This is a genomic window from Kitasatospora sp. NPDC048296 (assembly GCF_043201815.1).
Lineage (GTDB): Bacteria > Actinomycetota > Actinomycetes > Streptomycetales > Streptomycetaceae > Kitasatospora.
The window spans coordinates 85,558-112,390 of record NZ_JBICZB010000013.1 but is presented as its reverse complement, the minus strand read 5'-3'; the positions used below and the strand labels follow the sequence as shown (position 1 = coordinate 112,390).

At 72.6% G+C, this 26,833-nt stretch carries 24 protein-coding genes; 8 read left to right on the top strand and 16 right to left on the bottom strand.

Going from position 1 to position 26,833, the window contains the following annotated elements; all coding sequences use genetic code 11:
* Positions 1-118 precede the first annotated feature (118 nt).
* From ACGF12_RS11125 to ACGF12_RS11115, 3 genes are all read right to left on the bottom strand, one after another.
* Positions 119-1,120: a polysaccharide deacetylase family protein gene (locus ACGF12_RS11125; RefSeq protein WP_393028011.1), complete on the bottom strand. Its 1,002-nt coding sequence runs from the start codon at positions 1,118-1,120 to the stop codon at positions 119-121.
* A gap of 171 nt (positions 1,121-1,291) precedes the next feature.
* On the bottom strand, positions 1,292-2,185 hold the full coding sequence (locus tag ACGF12_RS11120; RefSeq protein ID WP_393028010.1) for a phosphotransferase enzyme family protein: 894 nt from the start codon (positions 2,183-2,185) through the stop codon (positions 1,292-1,294).
* Positions 2,186-2,313: 128 nt separating this feature from the next.
* Entirely contained in the window at positions 2,314-4,548 is a 2,235-nt protein-coding gene (locus ACGF12_RS11115; RefSeq protein ID WP_393028037.1) for an MMPL family transporter, read from the bottom strand.
* 551 nt (positions 4,549-5,099) lie between these two features.
* Here ACGF12_RS11115 and ACGF12_RS11110 point away from each other — a divergent pair.
* From ACGF12_RS11110 to ACGF12_RS11100, 3 genes are all read left to right on the top strand, one after another.
* Positions 5,100-7,292, top strand: coding sequence for an MMPL family transporter (locus tag ACGF12_RS11110; protein ID WP_393028009.1), 2,193 nt, complete (start codon positions 5,100-5,102; stop codon positions 7,290-7,292).
* A 316-nt stretch (positions 7,293-7,608) separates the two neighbouring features.
* Positions 7,609-7,815 (top strand): cold-shock protein, encoded by a 207-nt coding sequence (locus ACGF12_RS11105; protein WP_380614299.1) that lies wholly within the window; start codon positions 7,609-7,611, stop codon positions 7,813-7,815.
* A gap of 169 nt (positions 7,816-7,984) precedes the next feature.
* Positions 7,985-9,688, top strand: a complete 1,704-nt coding sequence (locus tag ACGF12_RS11100) for a DEAD/DEAH box helicase (protein ID WP_393028008.1) — start codon at positions 7,985-7,987, stop codon at positions 9,686-9,688.
* Positions 9,689-9,803: 115 nt separating this feature from the next.
* On the opposite strand, the gene ACGF12_RS11095 is transcribed toward ACGF12_RS11100, so the two are convergent.
* Positions 9,804-10,685, bottom strand: coding sequence for a helix-turn-helix transcriptional regulator (locus ACGF12_RS11095; RefSeq protein WP_393028007.1), 882 nt, complete (start codon positions 10,683-10,685; stop codon positions 9,804-9,806).
* 95 nt (positions 10,686-10,780) lie between these two features.
* Between ACGF12_RS11095 and ACGF12_RS11090 the strand changes: the two genes are divergently transcribed.
* The 3 genes from ACGF12_RS11090 (at position 10,781) to ACGF12_RS11080 (ending at position 12,268) form a co-directional block, all read left to right on the top strand.
* Entirely contained in the window at positions 10,781-11,812 is a 1,032-nt protein-coding gene (locus tag ACGF12_RS11090) for a hypothetical protein (protein WP_393028006.1), read from the top strand.
* An 85-nt stretch (positions 11,813-11,897) separates the two neighbouring features.
* Positions 11,898-12,119, top strand: a complete 222-nt coding sequence (locus ACGF12_RS11085) for a type II toxin-antitoxin system VapB family antitoxin (protein WP_393028005.1) — start codon at positions 11,898-11,900, stop codon at positions 12,117-12,119.
* Positions 12,116-12,268, top strand: a complete 153-nt coding sequence (locus ACGF12_RS11080) for a hypothetical protein (protein ID WP_393028004.1) — start codon at positions 12,116-12,118, stop codon at positions 12,266-12,268. The genes ACGF12_RS11085 and ACGF12_RS11080 overlap by 4 nt, the downstream gene beginning before the upstream one ends.
* A 13-nt stretch (positions 12,269-12,281) precedes the next feature.
* On the opposite strand, the gene ACGF12_RS11075 is transcribed toward ACGF12_RS11080, so the two are convergent.
* From ACGF12_RS11075 to ACGF12_RS11025, 11 genes are all read right to left on the bottom strand, one after another.
* On the bottom strand, positions 12,282-13,010 hold the full coding sequence (locus ACGF12_RS11075; protein ID WP_393028003.1) for a sirohydrochlorin chelatase: 729 nt from the start codon (positions 13,008-13,010) through the stop codon (positions 12,282-12,284).
* Between the two features lie 10 nt (positions 13,011-13,020).
* Positions 13,021-13,914 carry an ABC transporter permease gene (locus ACGF12_RS11070; protein ID WP_393028002.1) on the bottom strand — a complete coding sequence of 298 codons (894 nt, stop codon included), beginning with the start codon at positions 13,912-13,914 and terminating at the stop codon, positions 13,021-13,023.
* Entirely contained in the window at positions 13,901-14,704 is an 804-nt protein-coding gene (locus ACGF12_RS11065; protein ID WP_393028001.1) for an ABC transporter ATP-binding protein, read from the bottom strand. Before ACGF12_RS11065 ends, ACGF12_RS11070 begins: the two co-directional genes overlap by 14 nt.
* 262 nt (positions 14,705-14,966) lie before the next feature.
* Complete coding sequence (locus tag ACGF12_RS11060) at positions 14,967-16,160, bottom strand: aliphatic sulfonate ABC transporter substrate-binding protein (RefSeq protein ID WP_393028000.1); 1,194 nt, start codon at positions 16,158-16,160, stop codon at positions 14,967-14,969.
* A 248-nt stretch (positions 16,161-16,408) separates the two neighbouring features.
* Positions 16,409-17,740, bottom strand: coding sequence for a sulfate adenylyltransferase subunit 1 (locus tag ACGF12_RS11055; RefSeq protein ID WP_393027999.1), 1,332 nt, complete (start codon positions 17,738-17,740; stop codon positions 16,409-16,411).
* A 1-nt stretch (position 17,741) separates the two neighbouring features.
* Positions 17,742-18,680, bottom strand: coding sequence for a sulfate adenylyltransferase subunit CysD (gene cysD / locus ACGF12_RS11050; protein WP_393027998.1), 939 nt, complete (start codon positions 18,678-18,680; stop codon positions 17,742-17,744).
* The gene (gene cysC, locus ACGF12_RS11045) at positions 18,677-19,258 is read right to left on the bottom strand and encodes an adenylyl-sulfate kinase (RefSeq protein WP_393028036.1); all 582 of its coding nucleotides are present in this window, start codon (positions 19,256-19,258) and stop codon (positions 18,677-18,679) included. Before cysC ends, cysD begins: the two co-directional genes overlap by 4 nt.
* A 47-nt stretch (positions 19,259-19,305) precedes the next feature.
* Entirely contained in the window at positions 19,306-20,007 is a 702-nt protein-coding gene (locus tag ACGF12_RS11040) for a phosphoadenylyl-sulfate reductase (protein WP_393027997.1), read from the bottom strand.
* A complete protein-coding gene (locus ACGF12_RS11035; protein WP_387628996.1) occupies positions 19,988-20,167 on the bottom strand; it encodes a hypothetical protein in 180 nt (59 codons plus the stop codon). Before ACGF12_RS11035 ends, ACGF12_RS11040 begins: the two co-directional genes overlap by 20 nt.
* Positions 20,164-21,888: a nitrite/sulfite reductase gene (locus ACGF12_RS11030; RefSeq protein ID WP_393027996.1), complete on the bottom strand. Its 1,725-nt coding sequence runs from the start codon at positions 21,886-21,888 to the stop codon at positions 20,164-20,166. The genes ACGF12_RS11035 and ACGF12_RS11030 overlap by 4 nt, the downstream gene beginning before the upstream one ends.
* A 196-nt stretch (positions 21,889-22,084) precedes the next feature.
* Positions 22,085-22,168 carry a putative leader peptide gene (locus ACGF12_RS11025; RefSeq protein ID WP_317621159.1) on the bottom strand — a complete coding sequence of 28 codons (84 nt, stop codon included), beginning with the start codon at positions 22,166-22,168 and terminating at the stop codon, positions 22,085-22,087.
* 178 nt (positions 22,169-22,346) lie between these two features.
* Between ACGF12_RS11025 and ACGF12_RS11020 the strand changes: the two genes are divergently transcribed.
* Positions 22,347-23,648, top strand: coding sequence for a YihY/virulence factor BrkB family protein (locus tag ACGF12_RS11020; RefSeq protein WP_393027995.1), 1,302 nt, complete (start codon positions 22,347-22,349; stop codon positions 23,646-23,648).
* A gap of 152 nt (positions 23,649-23,800) precedes the next feature.
* Here ACGF12_RS11020 and ACGF12_RS11015 read toward each other — a convergent pair whose 3' ends face one another.
* Positions 23,801-25,525 carry an FtsW/RodA/SpoVE family cell cycle protein gene (locus ACGF12_RS11015; RefSeq protein ID WP_393027994.1) on the bottom strand — a complete coding sequence of 575 codons (1,725 nt, stop codon included), beginning with the start codon at positions 25,523-25,525 and terminating at the stop codon, positions 23,801-23,803.
* Positions 25,526-25,802: 277 nt separating this feature from the next.
* Here ACGF12_RS11015 and ACGF12_RS11010 point away from each other — a divergent pair, with 277 nt between their 5' ends.
* The gene (locus ACGF12_RS11010; RefSeq protein WP_393027993.1) at positions 25,803-26,789 is read left to right on the top strand and encodes a cytochrome c oxidase assembly protein; all 987 of its coding nucleotides are present in this window, start codon (positions 25,803-25,805) and stop codon (positions 26,787-26,789) included.
* Positions 26,790-26,833 lie beyond the last annotated feature (44 nt).

Below are 26,833 nucleotides of genomic sequence, written 5' to 3'. Positions count from 1 at the left end.
GGGGGGGGGGGGGGGGGGGGGGGGGGGGGGGGGGGGGGGGGGGGGGGGGCGGGGGCGCGCCGCCCCCCCCCCCCCCCCCCCCCCCCCCGCCGGGTGAACGCGGGGGACCCCGACTGCCTTACGCCGCCGGGAGGTCGAAGGTGTACCCCTGGGCGACCAGCCACGGCAGCAGCTGCTTGAGCGCGGCCACGGTCTGGCTGCGGTCGCCGCCGCCGTCGTGCATCAGTATCACGCCGCCGGGCTTGAGCTGGCTCTGCACGGTGGAGACGATCGCGGGCACGCCCGGGCGGGACCAGTCGCGCGGGTCGACGGACCAGCCGAGCGAGGACATCCCGAGGCTCGCGGTGATGTGCTCGTTGTCCGCGTTGAAGCCGCCGCCGGGGGCGCGGAACCAGCTGATCCGGGTGTCCGGCCCGCCGGCCTGGACGATCATGTCCCGGGCGCTGGTGATCTCGTGCACCGCCTTGTCGTGCGGGAGCTTCTCGAAGGGCTGGGGGTGGTCGAGGCTGTGGTCGCAGAGCCGGTGGCCCTCGGCGAGGATCCGCTTGACCAGGGCCGGGTTGGCGGCGGCGTTCTGGCCGATCTCGCAGAAGGTGGCCTTGACGTGGTACTGGGCGAGCAGGTCGAGGATCTGGGGGGTGGCGGGGCCGGGGCCGTCGTCGAAGGTGAGCGCGACGGTACGGCCGCCGGAGGCGGTGGAGCCGATGACCTTGCCCGGCCCGGTGTGGGCGGGCGGCGCGGCGGCCGGCGCGGCGGGCGAGGAGGGGGCCGCGTCGGCGGAGGGCTGCCCCGGGGTCCTGGTCTGCGCTGCCGGCGCCACCGGGGTCTTGGACTTCGGGGCGACCGGCGGCGCCGCCACCGGGCCGGAGCCGTCCGCGGCGTCCGAGGCGTCCGGGCCGGGGGTGGGCGCGATGGTGGCGGCGCCCGTGCCGGTCGGCTGCTGCGGCGTGTCACCGGAGGACGGGGCGGAGGCGCTGGTCGACTGCAGCGCTCCGCTGGCGGTGCCGCACGCGGTCAGGCCCAGGAGGGCGGCCACCGCGACGCAGCCCGCGATCAGGCTGCTGCGGCCACGGGTCGGGCGGGTCGGGTGGGAGGGGCGACGGGCGGCGGCCGTGGGCATGGCGCGGCTCCTGAGGGACGAGAAGGGGGGCCGATTCCTCGGTCAGGACGACTGTCCGATCAGACGCCAACCGTACGTGCCCCGGTTGCGCGCCGGACCGATCCGCCTTAAGAGCCTTCTCACACTCGCCCGGGTTGGCACCCGGCCCTCAGCCGGGGTATCCCCGCACCGTCAGAACGGGTACCACCGCACCTCGGCGGCCCCCTCGCGGAGCGAGTCGACCCGGCGTCGGAACTCCGCCAGCGCGGCCGGGTTGCCCGCCGCCTGCTGCGCGACCCAGGAGGCGCTGGCGGTCTCCCGGGCCCCGCGCAGCACCGCGAAGCCGGGCCAGTCGCGCACGTCCCAGCCGTACGCGGCGGTGAACGCCCGGTACTCCTCGCCCGGCACGCCGTACCGGTCGTGGCTGAGCGCGAGGACCACCAGGTCGTGCTCGCGCAGGTCGTGCGAGACGTTCTCCAGGTCGAGCAGCACCGGCCCGTCCGGGCCGACGTGGACGTTGCGCGGCAGCGCGTCGCCGTGGATCACCCCGGGGTGCAGCTGCGGCACCAGGTCGGGCAGGGCGGCCTCGAAGGCGTCCCGGCGGTGGCGCAGGAAGGCGACGTCCTCGGGGGCGACTTGGCCCTCGGCGGAGGCCAGCCAGCGCTCCACCGGCGCCAGCAGGTCGCGCTGCCCGAGCCGGAAGGGCGGCAGCGGCAGCCGGTGCAGGGCGCGCAGCAGCGGGGCGAGGTCGGCCGGGCGGGCCGGGCGTACGGCGGGGGCGAGCCGGTGCCAGAAGGTGACCGGGTGCCCGTGGGCGAGCTGCGGCTCGGACGCCACCTCCTGGTACGGGCGCACCACCGGGACGTCCTGCCCGGCCAGCCAGTGCGCGACGGCCAGCTCGCGGTGCGCCCGGTCGTACAGCTCGGGGCCGCGGCCGACCTTGGCGACCACGGCCGGGTCGCCGAGGTCGAAGACGGCGTTCTCGCCGAGCGCGAGCAGCCGGGCGTCGCCGGGGCCGGGCAGTCCGGCGGACTCGCAGGCGTGGGCGAGCAGCAGCCGGGCGCGGCCCTCGTCGAAGGGGATCATGGCTGGGCTCCGTTCCGCCGGCGGGTGTCCGAAGGGCCCCGGACGGTGATCATCATGACGCACGGACGCCGGGCCCCGCGCGGTGCGGCGGCCCGGCGTCCGTGCGACGTCGGTGCGGGGGAGGGACCTCAGGCCTCGACCCGGCGGTGCCGGGGGCCGTCCGCGGGCGCGGCCGGCTGCTCCTGCAGGGCGCGCCCGGCGCCGACCGGCGGGAAGGACTCGCCGTGCGAGAGGTCCGGCAGCCAGGCCAGCCAGCGCGGCAGGTACCAGTTGCGCTCGCCGAGCAGGCTCATCACCGAGGGCAGCAGCACCGCGCGGATCACCGTGGCGTCGATGAGCACCGCGACCGCCAGGCCCACGCCCATCTGCTTCATCGCCTGCATGGACAGGGTGCCGAAGACCGCGAACACCGCCACCATGATCACCGCGGCGCTGGTGACCACCCCGGCCGTGGAGCGGATGCCGTGGGCGATCGCGGCCTGGGTCGGCAGGCCGCGGTCGCGGCCCTCCTTGATCCGGGAGACCACGAAGACGTGGTAGTCCATCGAGAGTCCGAAGAGGATCACGAAGAGGAACAGCGGCACCCAGGACTCCACCGCGCCGACCCCGGCGGTGCCCAGCAGCGAGGCGCCCACGCCGTGCTGGAAGACCAGGGTCAGGACCCCGTACGCGGCGCCCACCGAGAGCAGGTTGAGCACCACGGCGGTGAGGGCGACGGCCAGCGAGCGGAAGGAGGTGAGCATCAGCACGAAGGCGAAGGCGACCACGAAGCCGAAGACCAGCGGCATCGAGCCGGTCATCTTGGCGTTGAAGTCGTAGGAGCCGGCGGTGCGGCCGGTGACCGGGGCCTCGGTGCCGGGCACCTTGAGGACGGTCGCGGGCACCAGGTCCTCGCGCAGGGTCTTCAGCGCGGCGTTGCTGACGGCGTCGTTGCCGGTGCCGTCGAGGGGGATGTCGACGGTGGCGATGTTCTTGTCGGCGTGCACCGTGACCTCGACCGGCCCGTGCATCCGTCCGCTGGCCAGGGCCCGGTTCCGCAGGTCGGCGATCGCGGCGGTCATCGCGGGGGAGGAGATGTCGGCGGCCTTGATCACCACGGTGGCGGGGGCGGGGCTGCCGGGGAAGGCGGCCTCGATCTTCTGCGAGGCGGCGACCAGCTCGTTGCCCGCGGGCAGCTGCTGCTGGAAGGTCAGATTGGCGGTGTGCATGGTGAGCAGTGGCGCGGCCAGGGCCAGCAGCGCGGCCCCGGCGAGCACGGTGGAGGCCAGCGGGCGGCCCAGCACCGGGGTGAGCACCGCGTTCCAGAACCGCCCGCCGGTGCGGACGGCGTCGGGGCGGCGCAGCCTGGCGAGGAGGGGCACCCGGCCCTTCTCGACCCGGTCGCCGAGCATGGACAGCAGCGCGGGCAGCACGGTGAGCGAGCCGAGCACGGCGGTGATCACGACCACGATGGTGGCGTAGGCCATCGCCCGGAAGTCGGCGATCCCGGTGAGGAACATGCCGGCCATGGCGACCACCACGGTGACGCCGGAGACCAGGACGGCCCGGCCGCTGGTGGCGGCGGCGACGGTCAGCGCGGTGGCCGCGTCGCGTCCGGCGGCCCGCTCCTCGCGCTCGCGGCGCAGGTAGAAGAGGCAGTAGTCGACGCCGACGGCGAGGCCGACCAGCAGCATCACCGAGCTGGCGTCGTTGCTGGTGTGCAGCAGGCCGCTGCTGAGCGCGACCAGCCCGCCGGCCGCGACGAAGGCGGTCAGCGCGAGCACCACCGGCAGCACGGCGGCGACCAGTGCGCCGAAGGCGATCAGCAGGATGCCGAGCGCCAGCGGCACGGCCGTCCACTCGGCGCGGGCGAAGTCGTCCTTGAACTGGTCCTGGATCCACTTGCCGGAGCTGGCGTCGCCCAGCTCGACCACGGTGAGGTCCGGGTGCTGCCGCTGCACCCCGGCGACGGCGTCCATGACGGACCGGACCTCGTTGACCGCCTGGTCCTGGTCGCCCTTGAGGGTGAGCAGGACGAGCACGGAGTGGCCGTCCCGGGAGACCGCCTTGGTGTCGTACGGGGAGCGGACCTCGGCGGCCTTGCCGGTACCGTCGACGGCGGCGACCACCTGGGAGACGACGGCCTTGAAGTCCGGGTCGTCGGCGCCGCGGGTGGCGCTCTGGACCAGGACGGTCTCGCCGGCGGGGCTCTTCAGTCCGGCCTGGTCGAGGATCTTCGCGGCGCGGGAGACCTGGCCGGGCATCGACTCGGACTCGGTCACCTCGGTGCTGCCGTGCAGGCCGCCGAGCACGGCGGCCAGGACGACGAAGAGCAGCCAACCGAAGACGGCGGTCTTTCTGTGTCGGGCGCTCCAGGCGCCCATCGCGGCGGCAGTGCCGATTCTGGTCTTCACGGGATCCCCCTGGGAGAGCGGCGGTCGACGCCGAGGTGAGCGGCGGCGGCCCGATCGCCTCGACCGCCGGAGAAGGTGTCCGCCGGATACCGCTCCGGCGTCGCAACTGACAGTAGGGAAGCGGTGGTTGGGCGGTAATCCGGCTGGCGGGTGAGTGCGCCCTGGGGCCCGCCTCGGGGGCGGGGTGGGGTTTTCCCTACCTCGCGACCCTGACGCCTCCTCCTTGGAGTAGGGGACGGGCTCCACCCTGAGGGGGAGATGTCTCCACCCAGAGCACGAGGTCAACCGGGGTGCGGTCGGGAGAAACTGGGTCGGGGCCGGTTCGGGGCGGCCCCGTACGGGGGTTGGATTACGGGGGCACCTTGCCGGGCGGCAAGCACGTACTCGTAGGATGACACCCAGTCCCACTTACCTGCCGACCGGCTAGTGGCGCCTCGCGCGCTCGCGACGCCGGTCCTGCCGTCGCCCAGCGTCCCGTCCCCCAAGGGCTGCGGTGAACCATGCCCAGGAGGCATTCGAGCATGTTCCACCGACTAGGACACGTAGTCGTCCGTCGAGCCTGGTGGGTGATCGGCGCGTGGCTGATCGCCGCGGTCGCGATCATCGGGTCCGCTCCCGAGCTCACCGCCAGCACCGATGAGTCGTCCTTCCTGCCCAAGCACTACGAGTCCATCCAGGCGATGGACCTCCAGCAGAGGGCCTTCCCGTCCGACAAGGCGCCCTCCGCGCTGCTGCTCTTCGAGCGCACCGACGGTGGTCAGCTGGACGGGAACGACCAGGCCGCCATGGACAAGATCACCCAGGGCCTGGCCGACAAGAAGATCCCGCTGGTCGAGCAGGTCCTCCCGGTCTCCGAGAAGACGGGCTCGTACTCCAAGGACCACAAGTACGCGATGGCGCTCGTCGCCATCGACAAGACCAAGATGCAGTCGGACGAGTTCACCGACGCCGCCAAGAAGCTGCGTGACGACGGCAAGGAGCTCGCCGCCGGCACCAACCTGAAGTACCAGGTCGGCGGCCCGGCCGCGACCGCGCTGGACCAGAAGGACTCCAGCAAGACGGCCGGCATGCTGATCGGCCTCGGCACCGTCGTGATCATCCTGCTCACGCTCGGGATCATCTTCCGCAGCCCGATCATCGCGCTGCTGCCGGTGATCTCGGTGGTCATCTACTCGCTGGTCGCCACCGGTCTGATCGGCTTCGCGAGCGACTGGTTCGGCCTCAAGGCCGACAGCTCGATGTCGCAGATCCTGACCGTCGTGCTCTACGGCGTCGGCACCGACTACTTCCTGTTCCTGATGTTCCGCTACCGCGAGCGGCTGCGGGCCGGGGACAACCGCAAGGAGGCCGTGGCCAACGCGGTCGGCCGGGTCGGCGAGGCCATCACCTCCGCCGCCGGCGCCGTCGTGGTCGCCTTCGCCGTGCTCGTGCTGTCCAGCCTCGGCATGTTCAAGGCGCTCGGCCCGGCGCTGGCCATCGCCGTCGCCGTCACCGCGATCGCCTCGGTCACCCTGGTGCCCGCGATCCTGTGCCTGATCCCCGAGAAGGTCCTGTTCTGGCCCTCCAAGGCCTGGCAGCGCGAGCCCTCGAACGCCCGCTTCGCCGCCATCGGCCGCGGCGTGGGCCGCCGTCCGGCCGTCGCCGCCCTGGTCTCCGGCCTGGTGATGGTCGGCCTCGCGCTCGCCGCCCTCGGCTACAAGGGCACCTTCGACATGGCCGGCAGCTCCATGCCGAAGGACAAGGAGTCGATGGTCGTCCAGGACGCGATGATCAAGGCCTACTCGGCCGGCGCCGCCGACCCCACCCACGTCCTCGTCACCAGCGAGAACGGCAACAAGATCGACCTGGCCTCCCTCCAGGGCTACGTGAACGACCTCGGCAAGGTCGACGGCGTGGCCGGCGCCGCCATGCCGAACCCGGAGCGCGGCATCAGCAAGGACGGGCTCACCGTCGACGTCACCGTCGTCCTGAAGGACGAGGCGTCCAGCAACAAGGCCATCGACACCGTCGGCGAGGTCCGCAAGGTCGCCCACAGCGAGGCGCCCGCCGGTACCAAGGCCTACGTCTCCGGCACCTCGTCGGTGTACAAGGACATCAACACGGCGATGGTCCACGACTACAGCCTGGTCTTCCCGATCGCCGCGGTGCTGATCATGATCATCCTCGGCCTGCTGCTGCGCAGCGTGGTCGCCCCGTGGTACCTGATGGCCTCGGTCGGCCTCGGCTTCGGCGCCACCCTCGGCGCCACCACCCTGGTGTTCCAGAACATCAAGGGCGAAGCCGGTCTGATGTTCATGCTGCCGATCCTGATCTACCTGTTCGTGGTCGCGCTCGGCACCGACTACAACATCCTGATGATCGCCCGACTGCGCGAGGAGGCCCGCGAGGGCCGCGACCCCCACGAGGCGGCCAGCCAGGCGATCCGCCACGGCGGCCCGACGGTGGCCGCGGCCGGCTTCATCCTGGCCGCGACCTTCGGCACCATGCTGCTGGCCGGCAACACGATGATGAGCGAGATGGGCTTCTCGATCGCCATCGGCATCATCATCGCGGCCTTCGTGATGGCGATGTTCTTCACCCCGGCGCTCACCGCCCTGCTCGGCCGCCGCGCCTGGTGGCCCGGCCACGGCGACGCCAAGGGGCCCGGCCACGGCGAGGGCCCGGCCCCGCTGTCCGACGCCCACGGCGTGCCGGAGCCGGCCGGCCGGCGCTGAACCGAGCGCTCGGCCACGGCCTGATCACGGGCTGAACCACAGGCGGCGCCCCGCGTCGGCGGGGCGCCGCTCCCCGCTTTACCGGGGCGGCAAACGTGATCTTCCGGGCAGGAAACTCCCCGGTCAATCGGGGTACGACCGTGCTACAGTCGAAGCAGTTGCAGTTTTGGTTCCCATGAACGCTTGTGTGCGCCTGCTGGTCCCAACCAACAGGCGCATTTGTTTTGTCCGGTGTTTCAGTCTCCGGATGGGGATCGCGGCTACTTGGGGATTCACGAGGTGTGAATCCCTGATGCCCCAATATGAGGAGACGGTTATGGCTACCGGCACCGTGAAGTGGTTCAACAGCGAAAAGGGCTTCGGCTTCATCGAGCAGGACGGTGGCGGCCCGGACGTGTTCGCCCACTACTCGAACATCCAGGCCCAGGGCTTCCGTGAGCTCGTCGAGGGTCAGCGCGTCGAGTTCGACGTCACCCAGGGCCAGAAGGGCCCGCAGGGCGAGAACATCCAGATCATCGGCTGACGTCAGCCACCACGCTGACGCGCGATCTTCTGATCTCGTGAAGCGGGGGCCCGCACCGCTCGACGGTGCGGGCCCTCGTTCATGCCGCCGAACGGCCGGGGCGGCGCACTCCAATCCGACGGCCGACCTGCCCGCGACAGCGGGCTGCCGACTGACGGACGGAGACCCCGTGACCAACCCTGCCCGCCCGCCCCGCGACCGCGGCGCCCGCGACAACGACCAGCACCGCCCGGCCGACCAGGGCCGCCGCACCGACCGCCCGCGCCGCGGCGGGGAGAGCGCCGAGCGCCCCCGCAAGCCGCGCAGCCGCGCCGGCGCCCCCAAGGCCGGCTCCCCCAAGAACGCCCGCACGGCCGCCGCCGAGCCCGCCGACTTCACCGTCGTCGAGGGCACCCCGGCCCGGCCCCCGGCGGCCACCTTCGCCGAACTCGACCTGCCCAAGGCGATCCTCAGCGCCCTCACCCGCGAAGGCGTCACCGAGCCGTTCCCGATCCAGGGCGCCACCCTGCCCGACTCGATCGCCGGCCGCGACGTCCTCGGCCGTGGCCGCACCGGCTCCGGCAAGACCCTCGCCTTCGGCCTGCCGCTGCTCGCCCGCACCGCCGGCCGCCGCGCCGACGCCCGGCACCCGCTGGCGCTCGTCCTGGTGCCCACCCGCGAGCTCGCCCAGCAGGTCACCGAGGCGCTCACCCCCTACGCCACCGCCGTCAACCTGCGGATCACCACCGTCGTCGGCGGCATGGGGATCAGCCGGCAGGCCAACGCGGTGCGCCGCGGCACCGAGGTCCTGGTCGCCACCCCCGGCCGACTGGACGACCTGATCGGGCGCGGCGACGTCAACCTCTCCGACGTCGCGATCACCGTCCTCGACGAGGCCGACCAGATGGCCGACATGGGCTTCCTGCCGCAGGTCAGCAAGCTGCTGGAGCAGGTCGCCGAGAACGGGCAGCGGATGCTCTTCTCCGCCACCCTGGATCGCAACGTCGACCGGCTGGTCAAGCGCTTCCTGAACGACCCGGTCACCCACTCGGTCGACCCCTCGGCCGGCGCGGTCACCACCATGGACCACCACGTCCTGCAGCTCGACCCCGCCGACAAGGCCTCCACCACCGCCCACATCGCCTCCCGCGACGGGCGCGTGATCATGTTCGTGCACACCAAGCACGGCGCCGACCGGCTCGCCAAGCAGCTGCGCGCCACCGGCGTCCAGGCCGCCGCCCTGCACGGCGGCAAGTCCCAGCCGCAGCGCAACCGGGTCCTCGACCAGTTCCGCGACGGCGACGTCACCGCGCTGATCGCCACCAACGTCGCCGCCCGCGGCATCCACATCGACGGCCTCGACCTGGTCGTCAACGTCGACCCGCCGATCGACCACAAGGACTACCTGCACCGCGGCGGCCGCACCGCCCGGGCCGGCGAGTCCGGCACCGTCGTCACCCTGGTGCTGCCCGAGCAGCGCCGCGAGGTCAACCGGCTGATGACGGTCGCCGGGATCCGCCCGACCGTCACCAAGGTCCGCCCCGGCGACGCCGACCTGGCCCGGATCACCGGTGCCCGCACGCCCAGCGGCGTCCCGGTCGCCGTGCTCGTCCCCGCCGCCGCGGCCGCCCCGGCCGTCGAGAAGCCCGCCGACGGCAAGGCCGCCACCTCGCGCCGCCGCCCCGCCAAGCGCTCCGGGCTGCCCGCCGACGTCGACATGAACGGCAACCCCCGCCGCCCGCGCCCCAAGCAGCGCTTCGGCGCGGCCGGCCAGGGCGAGCGGCCCCAGGCCGCCGGCTTCATCGGACGCTCCTCGGGCCGTGCCAAGCCCGGCACCGGCTCCAAGTCCGGCTCCAACTACGGGACCGGGCGCCAGCGGCGCAAGGCCGACTGACGGCTGCGGGACGAGAACGACAGACGGTTGCGGGGCCCCTCGGGTGAGGGGCCCCGGCCGTTTTCCGGGCCCGGCGCCGTCAGGCCGCCGGCCGTCTGTCGCCGGCCGTCTGCCGTCAGGCCGTCGAGGCGGGCGCGGCACTCGCCACGGACTCGGCTGTCGCGGCGGGCGCCAGCCGGCGCAACCGCTCCGCCGTCTCCGCGTCACGCGGCGCCATCACGATCAACTGCAGCCCCTCCGCGGCCAGCAGCACGTGCTGGTCGATCCGAAGCTCGCCCAACTCCTCGTGGCGCACCACCTTCTCCGCGCCCGAACGCTCCGCGACCTGGTGCTCGTCCAGCCAGCGGTCCGCCTCCGGATGCTCGCCGCGCACATGCTGGATCATCCGGCCCAGCCGGCGGCCCACCGCCGTCGCCTCCCCGCCCCGCTCCGCGTACGCCGAGCGCAACTGCGCCAGGAAACGGCGGGCGTGCTCCTCCCAGTGCTCCACCCGGCGCCGGTGCACCGCGTTGCCGAACACCACCCACGCCAGGTTGCACTCCTGCGGCGGCCGCCCGGACAACCCGAACAGCGCGTCCGCGCCCGGATTCCAGGCCCGCACGTCCCAGTTGGCGTCCATCACCCAGGCCGGCGACGGCCACTGGGCGTGCATCAGCCGCAGCAGCGCCACCGGGACCTCGGCGGCCGCCGTCACCTCGCCGTCCAGCGGATGACTGCTCGCCAGCCGGAACAGGTACGCCGTCTCCGCCCGGTCCAGCCGCAACGTCCGCGCCAGACTCGCCAGAACCTCCGGCGACGGGTGGATGTCCCGCCCCTGCTCCAGCCACGTGTACCAGGTCACTCCCACCCCGGCCAGCAGTGCCAATTCCTCCCGCCGCAGCCCCGGCGTGCGCCGCCGGACCCCCGGCGCCAGCCCGACGTCCTGCGGCGTCAGCCGGGCCCGCCGGGTGCGCAGGAAACTCGACAGCTCCGCGCGACGCTCCTCCACCTCGTTCATGTCCCCCGTCCTTCCTGGTGGTCGAACTACCAGTATCCCCACGCACTGCTGCGCCCCCGGCGTCCGAACGAAGCTTGATCACGACAACGCACCGCATGCGCAAGGGAATCGTGATGAACCGCCAGAACCGTACTGTCCGCCGCGCGTTGGTCGCCCTCGCGGCCGCCACCCTGCTCGGCACCGCCGGCACGCTACCCGCCGCCGCGGCCGCCCACCGTCCGGCCCCGGCCGTGATCGCCGGCCACGCGCCCACCCTGGTGCCCGAGACCGCGGTCTGGGATGCGGCCCACCACCGCTTCCTGGTCGGCTCGCTGCGCCACGGCACCGTCTCCGCCGTCGCCGCCGACGGTAGCGTCCGCACCCTGATCGACGACCCCGGCACCCTGATAGAGATCGCCGGCCTGCGGATCGACCAGGCCCACCGCCGCATCCTGGTCACCAACCTCGACAACGGCATCGGCGAACGCAGCGGCCCCGCCACCCTCGGCCGAGTCGCCGGCATCGCCGCCTACGACCTGGACACCGGCCGCCGCCTCTTCTACACCGACCTCGCCGCCGTCGCCGCCGACGGCGGCGCCCACCTGGCCAACGACATCGCCGTCGCCCCCGACGGCACCGCCTACGTCACCGACTCCTTCGCCCCGTACGTCTACCAGGTCGACCCCGACGGCACCGGCTCCGTCCTGCTGCGCGACGACCGCCTCACCGCCCCCGCCGGCTCCTACGGCCTCAACGGCATCGCCTACCAGGGCGGCCGGCTCATCCTCGGCAAGTGGGACGACGGCACCCTGTGGCAGGTCCCGCTGTGGGACCCGGCCGCCCTGCGCCGCGTCGAGGTCGCCGACGGCGGGGCCCTGCTGCACCTCGACGGCATCTTCGCCCGCCCGGACGGCACCCTCGCCGGCGTCACCAACCTCTTCTACGGCGCCGGCCGCGACGCCGAGGTGGAGCTGCGCTCCGACGACCGCTGGCGCACCGCCCGCCTCACCGCCGTCCACCCCTCCAGCGACCCCACTCCCACCGCCGTCACCACCGGCCCCGCCGGCGCCCTCTACCAGCTCTCCGGAGGCCTCACCGAAGCCAACGCCGGCCACCCGACGGACAGTTTCGTCCTGCGGCGGATCTGACGCTGCTCTGAAATCCCTTCGGCAATCGATGTTGGCGAGATGCAATGCTGTGTACATCACCAACATCGATTGGCGGAGGTGCCAGATGTCCGTGACACAGATCGACATCGATGAAGAGGCACTGGAGCGCGCGATGGCCCTCGCCGGAGTGCGGACCAAGAAGGAAGCTGTCAACCTCGCACTGCGCTTCTACGCCGAACAGCAGGAACGCGCGGCCCGCATCAGCAGGCATTTTGAGCGGGCCCGACACTGGGAGTCCGTCGAGCGAGCCGAGCGGCTGCACCAGGCCGAGAAGGATGCTCGGTGATCCATCTCCTCGACACGTCGGCACTGGTCCGGCTGCTGCGTGAGCCCAGGCTCCAGACCGCCTGGTTCGACGCGATCGACGCGGACTATCGGACTGTGTCGCGGTACGCCCCCGACCTGAGCGAACACAGCATTTTCGACCACGAGTGAGCCGACCCCGAGCTCAGGCGGTGAGCGCCGGAACCGCCCGCGCCGCCCGGCGGGCCTCGTCGTAGCGCTCCAGCAGCAGGGCGGCCAGTTCCGGGGCGGGGCCGAGGGTGTCGGCCACGGTGTCCGCCCCGCTCGCGGCCGCCGCGATGCGGTCGGGCAGCAGGCCCGGGGCCACCAGGTAGGGGGCGACCGCGGTGCGCTCGGCGCCGGCGGCACGCAGGGCGGCGAGGGCGTCAGGGACGCGCGGGCCGGAGGCCGAGGCGTAGGCGACCTCGACGGCGGCCCAGCCGCGGGTGCGGCGCCATGCGGCGGCGACGGCGCGGGTGGCGGCGTCGGCGGCCGGGTCGGAGGAGCCCGCGGCGGCCAGCACCACGCCCGTACGGGCGCGGACCGCGGCCGAGCGGACGTCGAGCCCGGCCTCGGCGAGGCGGCGGTCCAGGGCGGTCAGCAGCAGGGGCGAGGGACCCAGCACGTCGGCCACCGGCAGTGCGGCGCCGGCGGCCCGCAGGGCGGCGGGGATGTCGTGCTTGGCGTGGAAGGCCCGGTTGAGCAGCAGCGGGACGGCCACCGCGTCGTCGAGCCGGCCCACGACCTGGGGGATCCGCGGGGCGCAGTGGTCCAGGTAGGCGGTGGCGACCTCCAGGCCGGGCCGCTGCGCCCGCACCTGCCGTACCAGGGCGGCGACGGTCGCGGCGTGGCGCGGGTCGCGGCTGCCGTGGGCGATGAGGAGCAGGGCGGGCATCAGCGGGGCCTCACTTGGTGGCGGTCAGCAGGCCGCGGTTGCGCAGGACCCGGCGCTCGATCGGGGTGAACACCAGCAGTTCGATGGCGATGCCGACGAACAGGATGAGGATGATGCCGAGCAGGACGCCGGACATGTCGGAGAACTCGCGCTGGTCCTCCAGGAACCGGCCGAGGCCCCGGCCGAGGTCGGGGGAGGAGGCGACCAGTTCGGCGGCCATCAGGGAGCGCCAGGAGAATGCCCAGCCCTGCTTGAGGCCGGCCAGGTAGCCGGGCAGCGCGGCGGGGATGAGCACGTGGCGGGCGCCGGTCAGGCCGGTGGCGCCGATGGTGCGTCCGGCGCGCAGGAACAGCGGCGGCACCTGGTCGATGCCGGCGACCAGGCCGTTGGCGATGGAGGGGACGGCGCCGAGCAGGATCACCGCGTACATCATCGAGTCGTTGATGCCGAGCCAGATGACCGCGGCGGGTACCCAGGCGACCGAGGGCAGCGACTGCAGGCCCTGCAGGACCGGGCCGATCGCGGTGCGCACCGGCTTGACCCGGGCGACCACCAGGCCGATCGGGGTGCCGATGACGACGGCGAGCAGGAAGCCGGACAGGCCGCGCCAGACGCTGGTCCAGATGATGGAGAACAGCGTGCCCTGGTACCAGAGGTCCTGCAGGGAGTGCCACACGTCCGCGGGGCTGGGCAGCTTGTACGAGGAGGTGAGGTGCAGGCTGTACGCGCCCTGCCACAGCGCGAGCACGACCAGCACGCCGATCAGCGGCGGCAGCGCCTTGGTGCGCAGCACCTCGCCGAGTGAACTGCGCTGTGCGGAGACGGAGTCGAGGGCGTCGAGGCCGGCGCCGACGTCGGCGGTGCCGCTGTCGGGGCGGGACAGCGTGGTGTCAGTGCTGGACATGGCGACGGATCTCCCCACGCAGTTCTTCGGTGATCTCGATGGACAGGTCGGCCACGCCCGAGGACTCGATGCGGCGCGGCTGCGGCAGGTCGATCCGCCACTCGCGGGCGACCCGGCCGGGGCGGGAGGAGAGCAGCACGACGCGCTGGGCCAGACGCACCGCCTCGCGCACGTTGTGGGTGACGAACAGGACGGACAGCCGGCGTTCGGCCCAGATCCGGGTGATCTCGTCGTGCAGCACGTCCCGGGTGATGGCGTCGAGCGCGGCGAACGGCTCGTCCATCAGCAGCACCTTGCTGCCCTGGGCGAGCGCCCGGGCCATCGCCACGCGCTGGCGCATGCCGCCGGATAGCTCGTGCACCCGCTTGCCGTACGCGCCGCCCAGGCGGACGAGTTCGAGCAGGCGCTCGGCCTCGGCGCGGCGCTCGGGACGGGGCACGCCGGCCAGCTTGAGGGCCAGCTCGATGTTCCTGCCGGCGGTGAGCCAGGGGAACAGCGCGTGCTCCTGGAACATCAGGGCGGGGCGGCCGCCGGGCACCTCGATGGTGCCGCGGCTGGGCTTGTCCAGGCCGGCGACCAGGTTGAGCAGGGTGGACTTGCCGCAGCCGGAGGCGCCGAGCAGGGTGACGAACTCGCCGGGCGCGACGTCGAGGGTGATGTCGTCCAGGACGTGGGTCTGCGCGCCCGGGCGGCCGAAGGACTTGTGCACGTGCGAGATCCGCACGGCGGGCGCGCCGCCGGGGGCGTGGACGCCGGTGGCGTTGGCCTCGGTGGTCAGTGCCGGGCTCATGCGCCCTCCTCGCTTCGCTCGGCAGGGGCATTCGCCCACGCGCGCCTTCTGATGATTCGCTCGCTGTGCTCGCTCATGCGGGCCCCTCCTGCGTGAGTGGTCATGGGCCCCTCCTGCCGGTCGGCGGGCCAGGAGGGAAAGGGCTGCGAAGCGGGGGCCGGGGTCCGGCCCCCGCCCGTCCCGGTGGGCATCGATCGGGGATCGACCGGGCGGGCGGGGGACCGGACCGCGGGTTCGGGGGTGAACTGCCGTACGTCCGGCGCTACTTGGCGCCGAGTCCGGCGTCCGCCACGGAGGCCTGGCCCTGTGCCGCGAGGACCTTGTTGAGCAGGGTGAGGTCGTAGATGCCGTCCAGGTTCGCCCCCGCGCCAGCGGAACTTGATCTGGGCAGCTTGAGGAGCCCGGCGGTGACGGCGTGGTCGGCCTCGGCCTGCAGGGTGTTCGCCAGCGGGTCGTCGAGGAAGTCGATGTCGGCCCAGGCCGGGTCGAGGACGGCCGGCTCCAGCGCGTTGCCGGTGGCCTGCTTGATGGCCTCGTTGGCGTCGGCCTTGGCCTTGTAGGGGCTGGACTTGATGAAGGCGTTGGTGTTCACCGAGCCGCGCAGCACGGCCTCCACCACGTCCGGGTGCTCCTTGAGGAACTTCTGCGAGACGATGATGTTGGTGATCACGAACTTCTTGTCCGGCCAGACGTCCTTCTCGTCGAGCAGGACCTTCGCGCCGAGCGTGACCAGCTTGGAGGCGGTCGGCTCGGGCACCCAGGCGCCGTCGATGGAGCCCTGCTTGTAGGCGTCGGGGGTGACCTTGTTGTCGGTGCGCACCACGGAGACGTCGCCCGCGCCGGAGGTCGCCTCGACCTTGTAGCCCTTGCCCGCGAGGTAGTTGAGCAGTGCCACGTCCTGGGTGTTGCCCAGCTGCGGGGTGGCGATCTTCTTGCCCTTGAGGTCGTCCAGCGAGGAGATCTTCGCCGGGTTGACCACGAGCTTGACCCCGCCGGAGGCCGAACCACCGATGATCTTCAGCGACTTGCCGTCGGACTTGGTGTAGCCGTTGATCGCGGGGGAGGGGCCGATCCAGCCGATGTCGATGGAGCCGGCGTTGAGCGCCTCGATCTCGGACGGGCCCGCGTTGAAGACCTGGGTCTTGATCTGGGTGGCGCCCAACTCCTTCTGGAACAGGCCCTCCTGGAGGCCGACCAGAGCGGTGCCGTGGGTCAGGTTGGCGAAGTAGCCGATCTTCACGGTGTCCGCGGAGAGCTTCGCGCCGGTGGAATTCCCGCCGGCGGCTGTCGAGTTGGCCTTGGTGTCCGAGGACTTGTCGTCCGCCTTCGACCCGTAGCCGCAGGCGCTGACCAGGCTCAGGGCGGCCAGCGAGGCGACGACGGCCGCCAGGCGGCGTCTGCTCCGCCCGGCATCGGGGCGGGAGAGGGTATGGGAGGGTGCCGGGTTCGGTGCCATGGTGGTGAGTCCTGTTCGCGGACGGACCGTCAGGAGGCGGTCTCGGGCGGGAAGTCGGGAAGGTGGTGCGCGCGGCATCGAGGTGCCGGGGCAAGCCGGGCGGCTGTGGGGGGAGGACAGCCCGGTGACAGGGCGTTCTCAGCCCTGTCGGCCCACACATCGGGTCAAGCCGCCCTGGCCGCTGCCGAGGGCGCCGCTGCCGATGCGGCCGCCTTCCTTGTCCATGCTCGAGAACGCCTCGCTGGGCATCAGACCCAGTCCTCCTCGTCGGGTGCGTCGGGTGCGTCGTTGGTGCGTACGGTCTCGAAGGCCTCGCCCGCCATCCCGGCGGTGAGGGTGGTGCCGTCGGCCGGGTCGATCAGCAGGAACGAGCCGGTGCGGCGGTTGTCGGCGTAGGTGTCGAGGGCCAGCGGCTCAGCGGTGCGCAGCCGCACGTGGCCGATGTCGTTGACGTTCAACCCCTCGGCGCCGGAGCGTCGTTCGAGAGTGTCGATGTCGATCCGGTAGGAGATCTCCTTGACCAGCGCGCGCACCGTGCGGGTGGTGTGCTTGAGCAGCACCTTGTCCCCGGCGCGCAGCGGCCGCTCGTTGAGGTGGCTGACGGTGGCCTCGATGTCCTGGGTGGGGGCAGGGGCCGCCCCGGCGGCGATCAGGTCGCCGCGGGAGATGTCGAGCTCGTCGGTGAGGCGGACGGTGACCGACTGGGGCGCCCAGGCGATGTCGCTCTGGCGGCCGAGCGCGTCGATCCCGGCGACCGTGCTGGTCCGGCCGGAGGGCAGCACCGTGACGCTGTCGCCGACACGCAGCACGCCGGAGGCCAGCTGGCCCGCGTAGCCGCGGTAGTCGGGGTGCTCCTCGGTCTGCGGCCGGATCACGTACTGGACCGGGAAGCGGGCGCCCTCCTGGCTGGGGTCGCTGCCGACCGGGACGGTCTCCAGGTGCTCCAGCAGGGTCGGGCCGCCGTACCAGTCCATGTGGGCGGACGGCTCGACGACGTTGTCCCCGGCCAGGGCGGAGATCGGGACGGCGAGGACGTCGCCCACGCCGAGCGAGGCGGCGTAGGCGGTGAACTCCTCGGCGATGGCGGCGAAGACGGGCTCCGCGTAGTCGACCAGGTCCATCTTGTTGACGGCCAGGACGACGTGCGGCACCCGCAGCAGCGCGGCGACGGCGGCGTGCCGGCGGGTCTGCTCGACCACGCCGTTGCGGGCGTCGACCAGCACGACGGCGAGCTCGGCGGTGGAGGCGCCGGTCACCATGTTGCGGGTGTACTGCACGTGTCCGGGGGTGTCGGCGAGGATGAACCGCCGCCGGGGGGTGGCGAAGTAGCGGTAGGCGACGTCGATGGTGATGCCCTGCTCGCGCTCGGCCCGCAGGCCGTCGGTGAGCAGCGCCAGGTCGGGCGCCTCCTGGCCGCGACCCAGGGAGACGCGTTCGACGGCCTCCAGCTGGTCGGCGAGCACCGACTTGGAGTCGTGCAGCAGTCGGCCGACCAGGGTGGACTTGCCGTCGTCGACGGAGCCGGCGGTGGCGAAGCGCAGCAGCGACGTGGCGGTGGCTTCCCGGGTGGTGCTGGTCATCTTAGAAGTACCCCTCGCGCTTGCGGTCTTCCATCGCGGCCTCGGACAGCTTGTCGTCGGCGCGGGTGGCGCCGCGCTCGGTGAGGCGGCTGGCGGCGATCTCGGCGATCACGGCCTCGATGGTGGTGGCGTCGGAGTCAACGGCGCCGGTGCAGGACATGTCGCCGACGGTGCGGTAGCGGATCAGCCGCCGCTCGACGGGCTCGCTGTCCTTGGGGCCGCCCCACTCGCCGGCGGTCAGCCACATGCCGCCCCGGGCGAAGACGTCCCGCTCGTGCGCGTAGTAGATCTCCGGCAGCTCGATGCCCTCGCGCTCGATGTACTGCCAGACGTCCAGCTCGGTCCAGTTGGACAGCGGGAAGACCCGCACGTGCTCGCCGACCGCGTGCCGGCCGTTGTACAGCGACCACAGCTCGGGGCGCTGGCGGCGCGGGTCCCAGGCGCCGAACTCGTCGCGCAGCGAGAAGACGCGCTCCTTGGCGCGGGCCTTCTCCTCGTCCCGGCGGCCGCCGCCGAACACCGCGTCGAAACGGTTCTGCTCGATCGCGTCGAGCAGCGGCACGGTCTGCAGCGGGTTGCGGGTGCCGTCCGGGCGCTCGCGCAGCACACCGCGGTCGATGAAGTCCTGGACGTGGGCGACGTGCAGGCGCAGGTTGTGCTGCGCGACGACGCGGTCGCGGTAGGCGATGACCTCGGGGAAGTTGTGCCCGGTGTCGACGTGCAGCAGGGAGAAGGGCACCGGCGCCGGATGGAAGGCCTTGAGCGCCAGGTGCAGCATGACGATGGAGTCCTTGCCGCCGGAGAACAGGATCACCGGGCGCTCGAACTCCCCCGCGACCTCGCGGAAGATGTGCACCGACTCGGCCTCCAGCGCGTCCAGGTGGGACAGCGCGAAGGGGGTGTCTTCGGTGCGGACCGGGCTGTCGGTCGCGGTGGTCATGCCAGACCCCTCTCGGTCAGGAAGGCGTGCAGCTCGGCGGCGGACTCGGTGACCGCGCGGCCCTGCGTCTGGATACGCAGCTCCGGGTTGTCCGGGGCCTCGTACGGGTCGTCCACGCCGGTGAGACCCGAGATCTCACCGGCGGCCTGCTTGGCGTACAGGCCCTTGACATCGCGGTCCGAGCACAGCTCGACCGGGGTGGCGACGTGGATCTCCAGGAACTCGGTGCCGGCCGCGGCGTGGCGCTCGCGCACGGCGGCGCGGGAGTCGGCGAACGGGGCGATCACCGGCGCGAGCACCTTGACGCCGTTGGCGGCGAGCTTCTCGGCGACGAAGCCGATCCGGGTGACGTTGGTGTGCCGGTCCTCGCGGGAGAAGCCGAGGCCCTTGGAGAGGAACTCGCGGATCTCGTCGCCGTCCAGGACCTCGACCCGGTGGCCCTCGGCGCGCAGCCGCTCGGCCAGCGAGAAGGCCAGCGTGGTCTTGCCGGCGCTCGGCAGCCCGGTCAGCCACACGGTGGCGCCGCGCTCGCAGGGGGCGGCCGCGCGGGCCGCCTCTGCGGCTCCATCGGCGGCCAGGGTGTGAGCTGTCACGGTGTCTTCCTTACGCGAGAAGTGATGGCTGATCAGAGGTGGATGCCGCACTCGGTCTTGCCGGAGCCGGACCAGCGGCCGGCCCGGGCGTCCTCGCCCTCGGCGGGCTTGCGGGTGCAGGACAGCGGCGAGCAGCCGATCGAGGTGTAGCCCTCCCACAGCAGCGGGTTGAGCAGCACGCCGTTGGCGGCGACGTAGGCGTCCACGTCCTCCTGCGTCCACCGGGCGATCGGGGCGATCTTGACCTTGCGGCGCTTGGGGTCCCAGGCCACCACCGGGGTGCTGGCGCGGGTCGGCGACTCGTCGCGGCGCAGCCCGGTGGCCCAGGCGTCGTAGCCGCCGAGGCCGCGGTTGAGCGGCTCGACCTTGCGCAGCGAGCAGCACAGGTCCGGGTCGCGGTCGTGCAGGTTCGGCCCGTGCTCGGCGTCCTGCTCGGCGACCGTCTTCAGCGGCGTGAGCGTGATGACGTTGACCGGCATGGTCGCGGCCACCGCGTCGCGGGTGCCGATGGTCTCCGCGAAGTGGTAGCCGGTGTCCAGGAACACCACGTCCACGCCGGGGAACACCGAGGAGGCGAGGTGGGCGACCACCGCGTCCTCCATCGAGGAGGTGACGCAGAACCGCTTGCCGAAGGTGTCGGCGGCCCAGCGCAGGATCTCCTGCGGCGTGGCCTCCTCCAGCTCGCGGCCGGCGCGGACGGCGATCTCCTCGTAGTCAGTCGTCGTGCCGCTCATGGGACGCACCCCCGTTGGTCGGTGACAGCAGGCCGAGGAACTTCAACTGGAAGGCACGGCGGCAGCCGTGGCACTCCCAGGCGCCGTGCCCGGCCTCGGACGGGCGCAGGTCCTCGTCCCCGCAGTAGGGGCAGAAGAACGGAGCGGCTCTCTCGCTCACGACAGCTGCTCCTCGGTGGCCCGGGCCGCCCACTGGGCGAAGCGCTCGCCCTCGGCGCGGTCGCCCTGGTAGCGGGTCAGCAGGCGCTCGACGTAGTCGGGCAGGCCGGCGCTGGTGACCTTGAGACCGCGGACCTTGCGGCCGAAGCCGGCCTCCAGCCCGAGCGCGCCGCCCAGGTGGACCTGGTAGCCCTCGACCTGGTTGCCGTCCTCGTCGGTGACCAGCTGGCCCTTGAGGCCGATGTCGGCGACCTGGATGCGGGCGCAGGCGTTCGGGCAGCCGTTGATGTTGATGGTCAGCGGCTCGGCGAACTCCGGCAGGCGCTGCTCCAGTTCGTCGATCAGGGTGCGGCCGCGCTCCTTGGTCTCGACGATGGCGAGCTTGCAGTACTCGATGCCGGTGCAGGCCATGGTGCCGCGGCGGAACGGCGAGGGGGTGACCCGCAGGTCGAGCGCCTCCAGGCCGGCCACGACCGACTCGACGTGCTCCTCGGCGATGTCGAGGATCAGCATCTTCTGCTCGGCGGTGGTGCGCACCCGGTCGCTGCCGTGGTCGGCGGCGAGGTCGGCGATCCGGCCGAGCAGCTTGCCGTCGACCCGGCCGACGCGCGGGGCGAAGCCGATGTAGAACCGGCCGTCCTTCTGCCGGTGGACGCCGACGTGGTCGCGCCAGCGGGCGGCGGGCTCGACGGGCGCGGGGCCGTCGACCAGCTTGTGCTTCAGGTACTCGTCCTCCAGCACCTGACGGAACTTCTCCGCGCCCCAGTCGGCGACCAGGAACTTCAGCCGGGCGCGGTTGCGCAGGCGCCGGTAGCCGTAGTCGCGGAAGATGCCGATCACGCCGCCGTAGACGTCCGGCACCTGCTCCAGCGGGACCCAGGCGCCCAGGCGCACGCCCAGGCGCGGGTTGGTGGACAGGCCGCCGCCGACCCACAGGTCGAAGCCGGGCCCGTGCTCGGGGTGGACCACGCCGACGAAGGCGACGTCGTTGATCTCGTGCGCGACGTCCAACAGCGGGGAGCCGGAGATCGCGCTCTTGAACTTGCGCGGCAGGTTGGAGAATTCCTTGTTGCCGATGAAGCGGCGGTTGATCTCCTCGATGGCCGGGGTGCCGTCGATGATCTCGTCCTGGGCGACGCCGGCCACCGGGGAGCCGAGGATGACGCGCGGGGTGTCGCCGCAGGCCTCGGTGGTGGACAGGCCGACGGCCTCCAGCTTCCGCCAGATCGCCGGGACGTCCTCGATCCGGATCCAGTGGTACTGGATGTTCTGGCGGTCGGTCAGGTCGGCGGTGCCCCGGGCGTACTGCTCGGAGACCTCGGCGACGGCCCGCAGCTGGGGGACGGTCAGCCGGCCGCCGTCGATGCGCACCCGGAGCATGAAGTACTCGGCGTCCAGCTCGTGCGGGTCCAGGATCGCGGTCTTGCCGCCGTCGATGCCCTCCTTGCGCTGGGTGTAGAGGCCCCACCAGCGCATCCGGCCGCGCAGGTCGGCGGGGTCGATCGAGTCGAAGCCCCGGTGCGCGTAGATCGTCTCAATACGTGTCCGCACATTGAGACCGTCGTCGTCCTTCTTGAACTGCTCGTTGGCGTTCAGAGGGGTGAAGTGGCCCATGCCCCACTGGCCCTCGCCGCGGTGGCGGGTCACCTTGCGAGCCGCGGCGGGTCGGCGCGCGGCGGTGCGGTCGGCCGTGGGCTCGGCGGTCTCGGGGGAGGTGGCCATGGTGAAGTCCTTCGGGGCAGGTGGTGCTGGAGCCGGGTGGGTCGCTGGGCGTGCTCGACGCTGCGGTGCTGCTGTGACCTGCGGGTTTCTCAGGACCGGGGAGAGCAGTGGCCGGGCCGGGCGGGCGCCTACGCATCCGCTGCTGCGGGGGATGGCGTGAGGTCGGCGCCGGGTGCGGTGGTGCGGCGGGGTGGGCTCAGATCACCGGACAGATGGCGCTGGACACGCGAAGGAGATCGACGTGGAGTCGACCTACCAGGGTGGTTCCGGCGCTAGACATGGCAAGAGATTCGCACGGCACGGGACTCGCGGTCCACTAACATCCGAATGCTGGACGCTGGAGTTTCAGAATCCGGGACGCCGTACGGTTCCCGCCGCTCCCCGCCCGGTGTCCGGTCACGCGCCCGTACCCCCGGGGAGATCAACCGCAGCTGTCGGGGCCCGATACCGTTAGCCCTGTGCAAGCAGCAGGCGATACGAGCAGACCGAATCCCGAGCGGGTCTCCCGGCGCCGGGGCAAGGGCTCCCGGCGCGCGGCCAAACAGGCCACCTGGCGCCGCACCGTGTGGGAGTTGGTCAGGGACACCACCAACACCTGCGTCGAGTACCGGGTCACCGGCCTCGCCGCGGAGGCGGCCTTCTTCACCCTGCTGTCGATCCCACCGCTGCTGCTCGGCCTGGCCGCCACCCTCGGCTATCTCGACGAGTTCCTCGGCGCGGGCACCATCGACCGGCTCAAGCACGACATCGTCTCGGCCTCCGGGACGGTGCTGTCGGACTCCTCCGTCAACCAGGTCGTCAAACCGCTGCTCAGCCAGGTCTTCGACCACACCCGGCCCGACCTCATCTCGATCGGCTTCCTGCTGTCGCTGTGGTCCGGATCCCGGGCGCTCTACATCTTCATCGACACCATCACCGTCATGTACGGGCTGGACGGCAAGCGCGGCATCGTCAAGACCCGCACGATGTCGCTCGGCCTCTACCTCGGCGCCCTGGTGATCGGTTCGCTGGTGCTGCCCCTGATGATGGCCGGGCCCGGACTGGTCGAGAACGCCGTGCCCGGCATCGCGGGGCTGGTCGGCGCCGCCTACTGGCCGGTCGCGATCCTGCTGCTGATCGTCTCCCTCACCACCCTCTACCACCTGGCCGTACCGGTCTCCACGCCCTGGCGCGAGGACATCCCCGGCGCCCTGGTCGCCCTGGTGGTGCTGGTCTTCTGCAGCGTCGGCCTGCGCCTCTACCTGGTCAGCTCGGTCGAGGGCCCCTCGGTGTACGGCTCGCTGGCCGCGCCGGTGGCCGTACTGCTGTGGATCTTCGTAGTGGCCCTCGCGGTGCTCATCGGCGCCGCCATGAACGCCGCCATAGACCGTCGCTGGCCCACCCTGGAGACCGCCGACGCCCGCGCCGAGAACGAGCGCGCCCACGAGGAGGCCGCCGCCGCCGTGGTCCGCGAGGTCGCCGCCCGACGGGCCGTCGAACGGGCCCGGCGGGCCCGCGAGCTGGGCCTGGCCGAGGGCGTCGAGGAGGAGTGGGGCGAGGAGGAGGTCGACGAGGTCGACGTGCCCGCAGAGTACCCCGAGCGGTGGGCCGACATACTGGCCGCCGACAACGTGCGCGGCCGCCTCACCTCCCGCGGCGGGCCGCACCACCGGCCCGCCCCGCCGCCGCCGGACAGTGACCGGCCGGCCGGGCCGCCGCCGGAGCGGCAGCTGCCGGGCTACCCGCCCAGGCCGCCGCGGCCGCCGTGGGAGCAGCGGTAGCGGGCGGTTCCGGGCGCCGGCCGGTGGTGACGGGCGTTTCGAGCGCCGGCCGGCGGTGACGGGCGTTTCGGGACATACGGGCAGGGCCTCCCCCGCGGGTGCGGGGGAGGCCCTGTGTGTTCTTCCGGCCGGATGTGGCGGTCGGATGGTGATCAGGTGCCGGTCGGGTTCGGGGGGAACGGGGACTGCGGGGGCAGGCCGTAGCCGTGGGTGGGCTGGTCGGCGACCGGCGGGTAGCCGTACGAGGGCCGGGCGCCGTCCGGCTGGGGGCCGCCGGGCTGCGGCGTGGCCGGGGTGCGGCCGAACGCGGGGCGCAGCTCGGTGGGGGCGCCGGGGTCCGCGAGGCCGCCCAGGGTCGGGCTCGGTGCCGCCGGGTCGGCGCCCGGGCCCGTACCGGGGCCCGCGCCCGGACCTGCGCCCGGACCCGGGGCGGTCGGGGCGGTCGCGGCGGAGCGGTCGGCCGGGCCGGCCTGTGCCAGGACCGGCTCGGGGCTCGGCGGGGCCGGCTCCATGGCGGTGCGGCCCGAGGAGTCGCTCAGCTTGATCAGCAGCGCGATCATCAGCCAGTTCGCCAGCAGCGAGGAGCCACCGGCGGCCAGGAACGGCAGCGCCTTGCCGGTCAGCGGGACCAGCCCGCTCACGCCGCCGACGACCACGAAGATCTGCAGCGCGAGCGCCGCCGACAGGCCGGTGGCTAGCAGCTTGCCGAACGGGTCGGTCAGGCCGATCGCGGTGCGCAGCCCGCGCTGGATCAGCAGCACGTACACCAGCAGCACCGCCGTCACCCCGGCCAGGCCCAGCTCCTCGCCGATGGTGGTGAAGATGAAGTCGCTGCGCCCGGCGAAGCCGATCAGCCACGGCCGGCCCGAGCCCAGGCCGGTCCCGGTCATGTGCCCGGTGCCCAGGCTGAACAGTGCCTCGGCGGGCTGTTCGGAGATCGCCGGGTCGTGCACCGGCTTGTAGTAGTCGAGCGGGTGCAGCCAGGCCTCGACACGCCCGTGCACGTGCGGTTCCAGGGTGCCGACCACCGTCGCGCCGCCGACCGCCATGATCACGCCGAGCACCACCCAGCTGGTGCGCTCGGTCGCCACGTACAGCATCACGATGAAGAGGCCGAAGAAGATCAGCGAGGTGCCCAGGTCGCGCTCGAAGATCAGCACCAGCAGGCTGACCGCCCAGATCGCCAGCACCGGACCGGCGTGCCGGCCGCGCGGCAGGGTCATCCCCCAGACCTTCCGCCCGGCCAGCGCCAGGGCGTCCCGGTTGGCCATCAGGTAGCCCGCGAAGAAGATCGTGATCGCGACCTTCACGAACTCGTCCGGCTCGAAGGAGGGCAGCCCGGGAAGCTTGATCCACCGCTTGGCGCCGAAGCTGTCGGTCGGCGAGAACACCGGCGCGGTCAGCAGGATCAGCGCGCCCGCCATCATCAGGTAGACGTACCGCTGGAAGAAGCGGTGGTGCTTGACGAAGACGATCAGCGCGATCGCCGCCGCCACCGAGATGAACACCCACATCAGCTGGGAGGGCGCGGCCGGGAGCTTCTGGTAGTCGCCCTTGGCCGCGTGCGCGGCCTTGTAGCTGAAGTCCAGCCGGTCCAGCAGCACCAGCCCGAAGCCGGTCAGGAACACCCCGATCGGCAGGATCAGCGGGTCGGCGTACGGCGCGAACCGCCGCACCGCCAGGTGCGCGGCCACGGCCAGCGCCCCGAGGGACAGCCCGTGTATCAGCAGCCCCGGAGGCATCGAGCCTCTCAGTGCCAGCGAGGCGTCGATGTGTCCCGCCAGACAGACGGCCACCGCGAGGACCAGCAGGCCCAGCTCGATGTTGCGGTGGCGCGCGGCCAGCCGGCGGCCCTCGCCGCGTGCAGTGCTTCGCACCTCTTGTCGTCCCCTTGCTGTCACCCACGTGGCCGGTATCGCCGACGGTGCATCCTGCCAGACGAACGCGGTCCGGCGCCGGTTGCGGTCCCGGGGCCGGCGAGGGGAGAACTTTGCCTGGGCAAAGCTTTGCTGGGGCTGGGTAAAGCTTTGTTCAGGTCCAGGTATAGAGGTGGGCCCCGCCCGGGGCGGACCCCGTGGGGGGAGGACATCATGGCCGGGCGCCGCGGCCCCCGCCCGGTGCCTTCCGGCGGTTGCGGACGAGGTGAGTGGACGGATGGACGGCGCGGCGCTTGCGTACAGCGGACCGCCCGCGTGGCAGTGGTCCGACCTGGTCACCTCCTGGACCTTCGAACCGCTGGTGCTCGCGCTCTCGGTGCTGCTCGGCGGCTGGTACCTGATCGCGGTGCGCACCGTCCACCGGGGCGGCGGGCGCTGGCAGCCCACCCGCACCGCCGCCTTCCTCGGCGGGCTGCTGCTGTGGATCTGGTGCACCTGTTCCGGCCTCGGCGTGTACGAGCGGATCCTCTTCACCGACCGCGCGGTGCAGGTCGTGCTGCTGCTCATGGTCGTCCCGCTGCTGCTGGCGCTCGGCGCGCCGATCTCGCTGCTGGTCGAGTCCTTGCCGGAGCACCGCCGCGAGCGGGTCCTGCGGGCGCTGCGCAGCCGGCCGTCCAAGGTGCTGATGTTCCCGGCGGTCTCGACCGCGCTGCTGATGGCGCCGCCGTGGCTGCTCTACTTCACGCCCTGGTACGAGTGGTCGCTCTCCAGCGGGGCCGGGAACGTGGTGCTGCACCTGTCGCTGGTGCTGCTCGGGCTGGCGTACTTCTGGCCGCGGCTGCAGATCGACCCGGTCGGGCACGAGTACCCGCACCTGGTCGGGCTGTTCATCACCTTCGCCGAGGTGATCTTCGACGCGGGCCTGGGGATCGTGCTGATCTACGGCGGCCACCTCGTCGCCGAGCACTACTACGTGGCGCTCGGGCGGCCCTGGGGGCCGAGCCTGGCGCAGGACCAGACCTGGGGCGGCAACGCCTTCTGGGTCCTGGGGGACCTCGTCGGGCTGCCGTTCCTGGCCGCGCTGGTGCGGCGGATGGTGGTGCAGGGGCGCGAGGAGATCAAGGCCGTGGACGCCGAGCTGGACGCCCGCTTCGAGGCGGCGGCCGCGGAGGCCCGGGCGGCGGGGCTGCCGGAGGAGGAGGAGACCGGCATGCGGCCCTGGTGGCTGGACGACCCGAACCTCAAGCACCGGTACGGCGGGTAGGGGAGTTCTGTAGGGGGGCCAAGTTTGGTCCTTGCTGGCCCCTG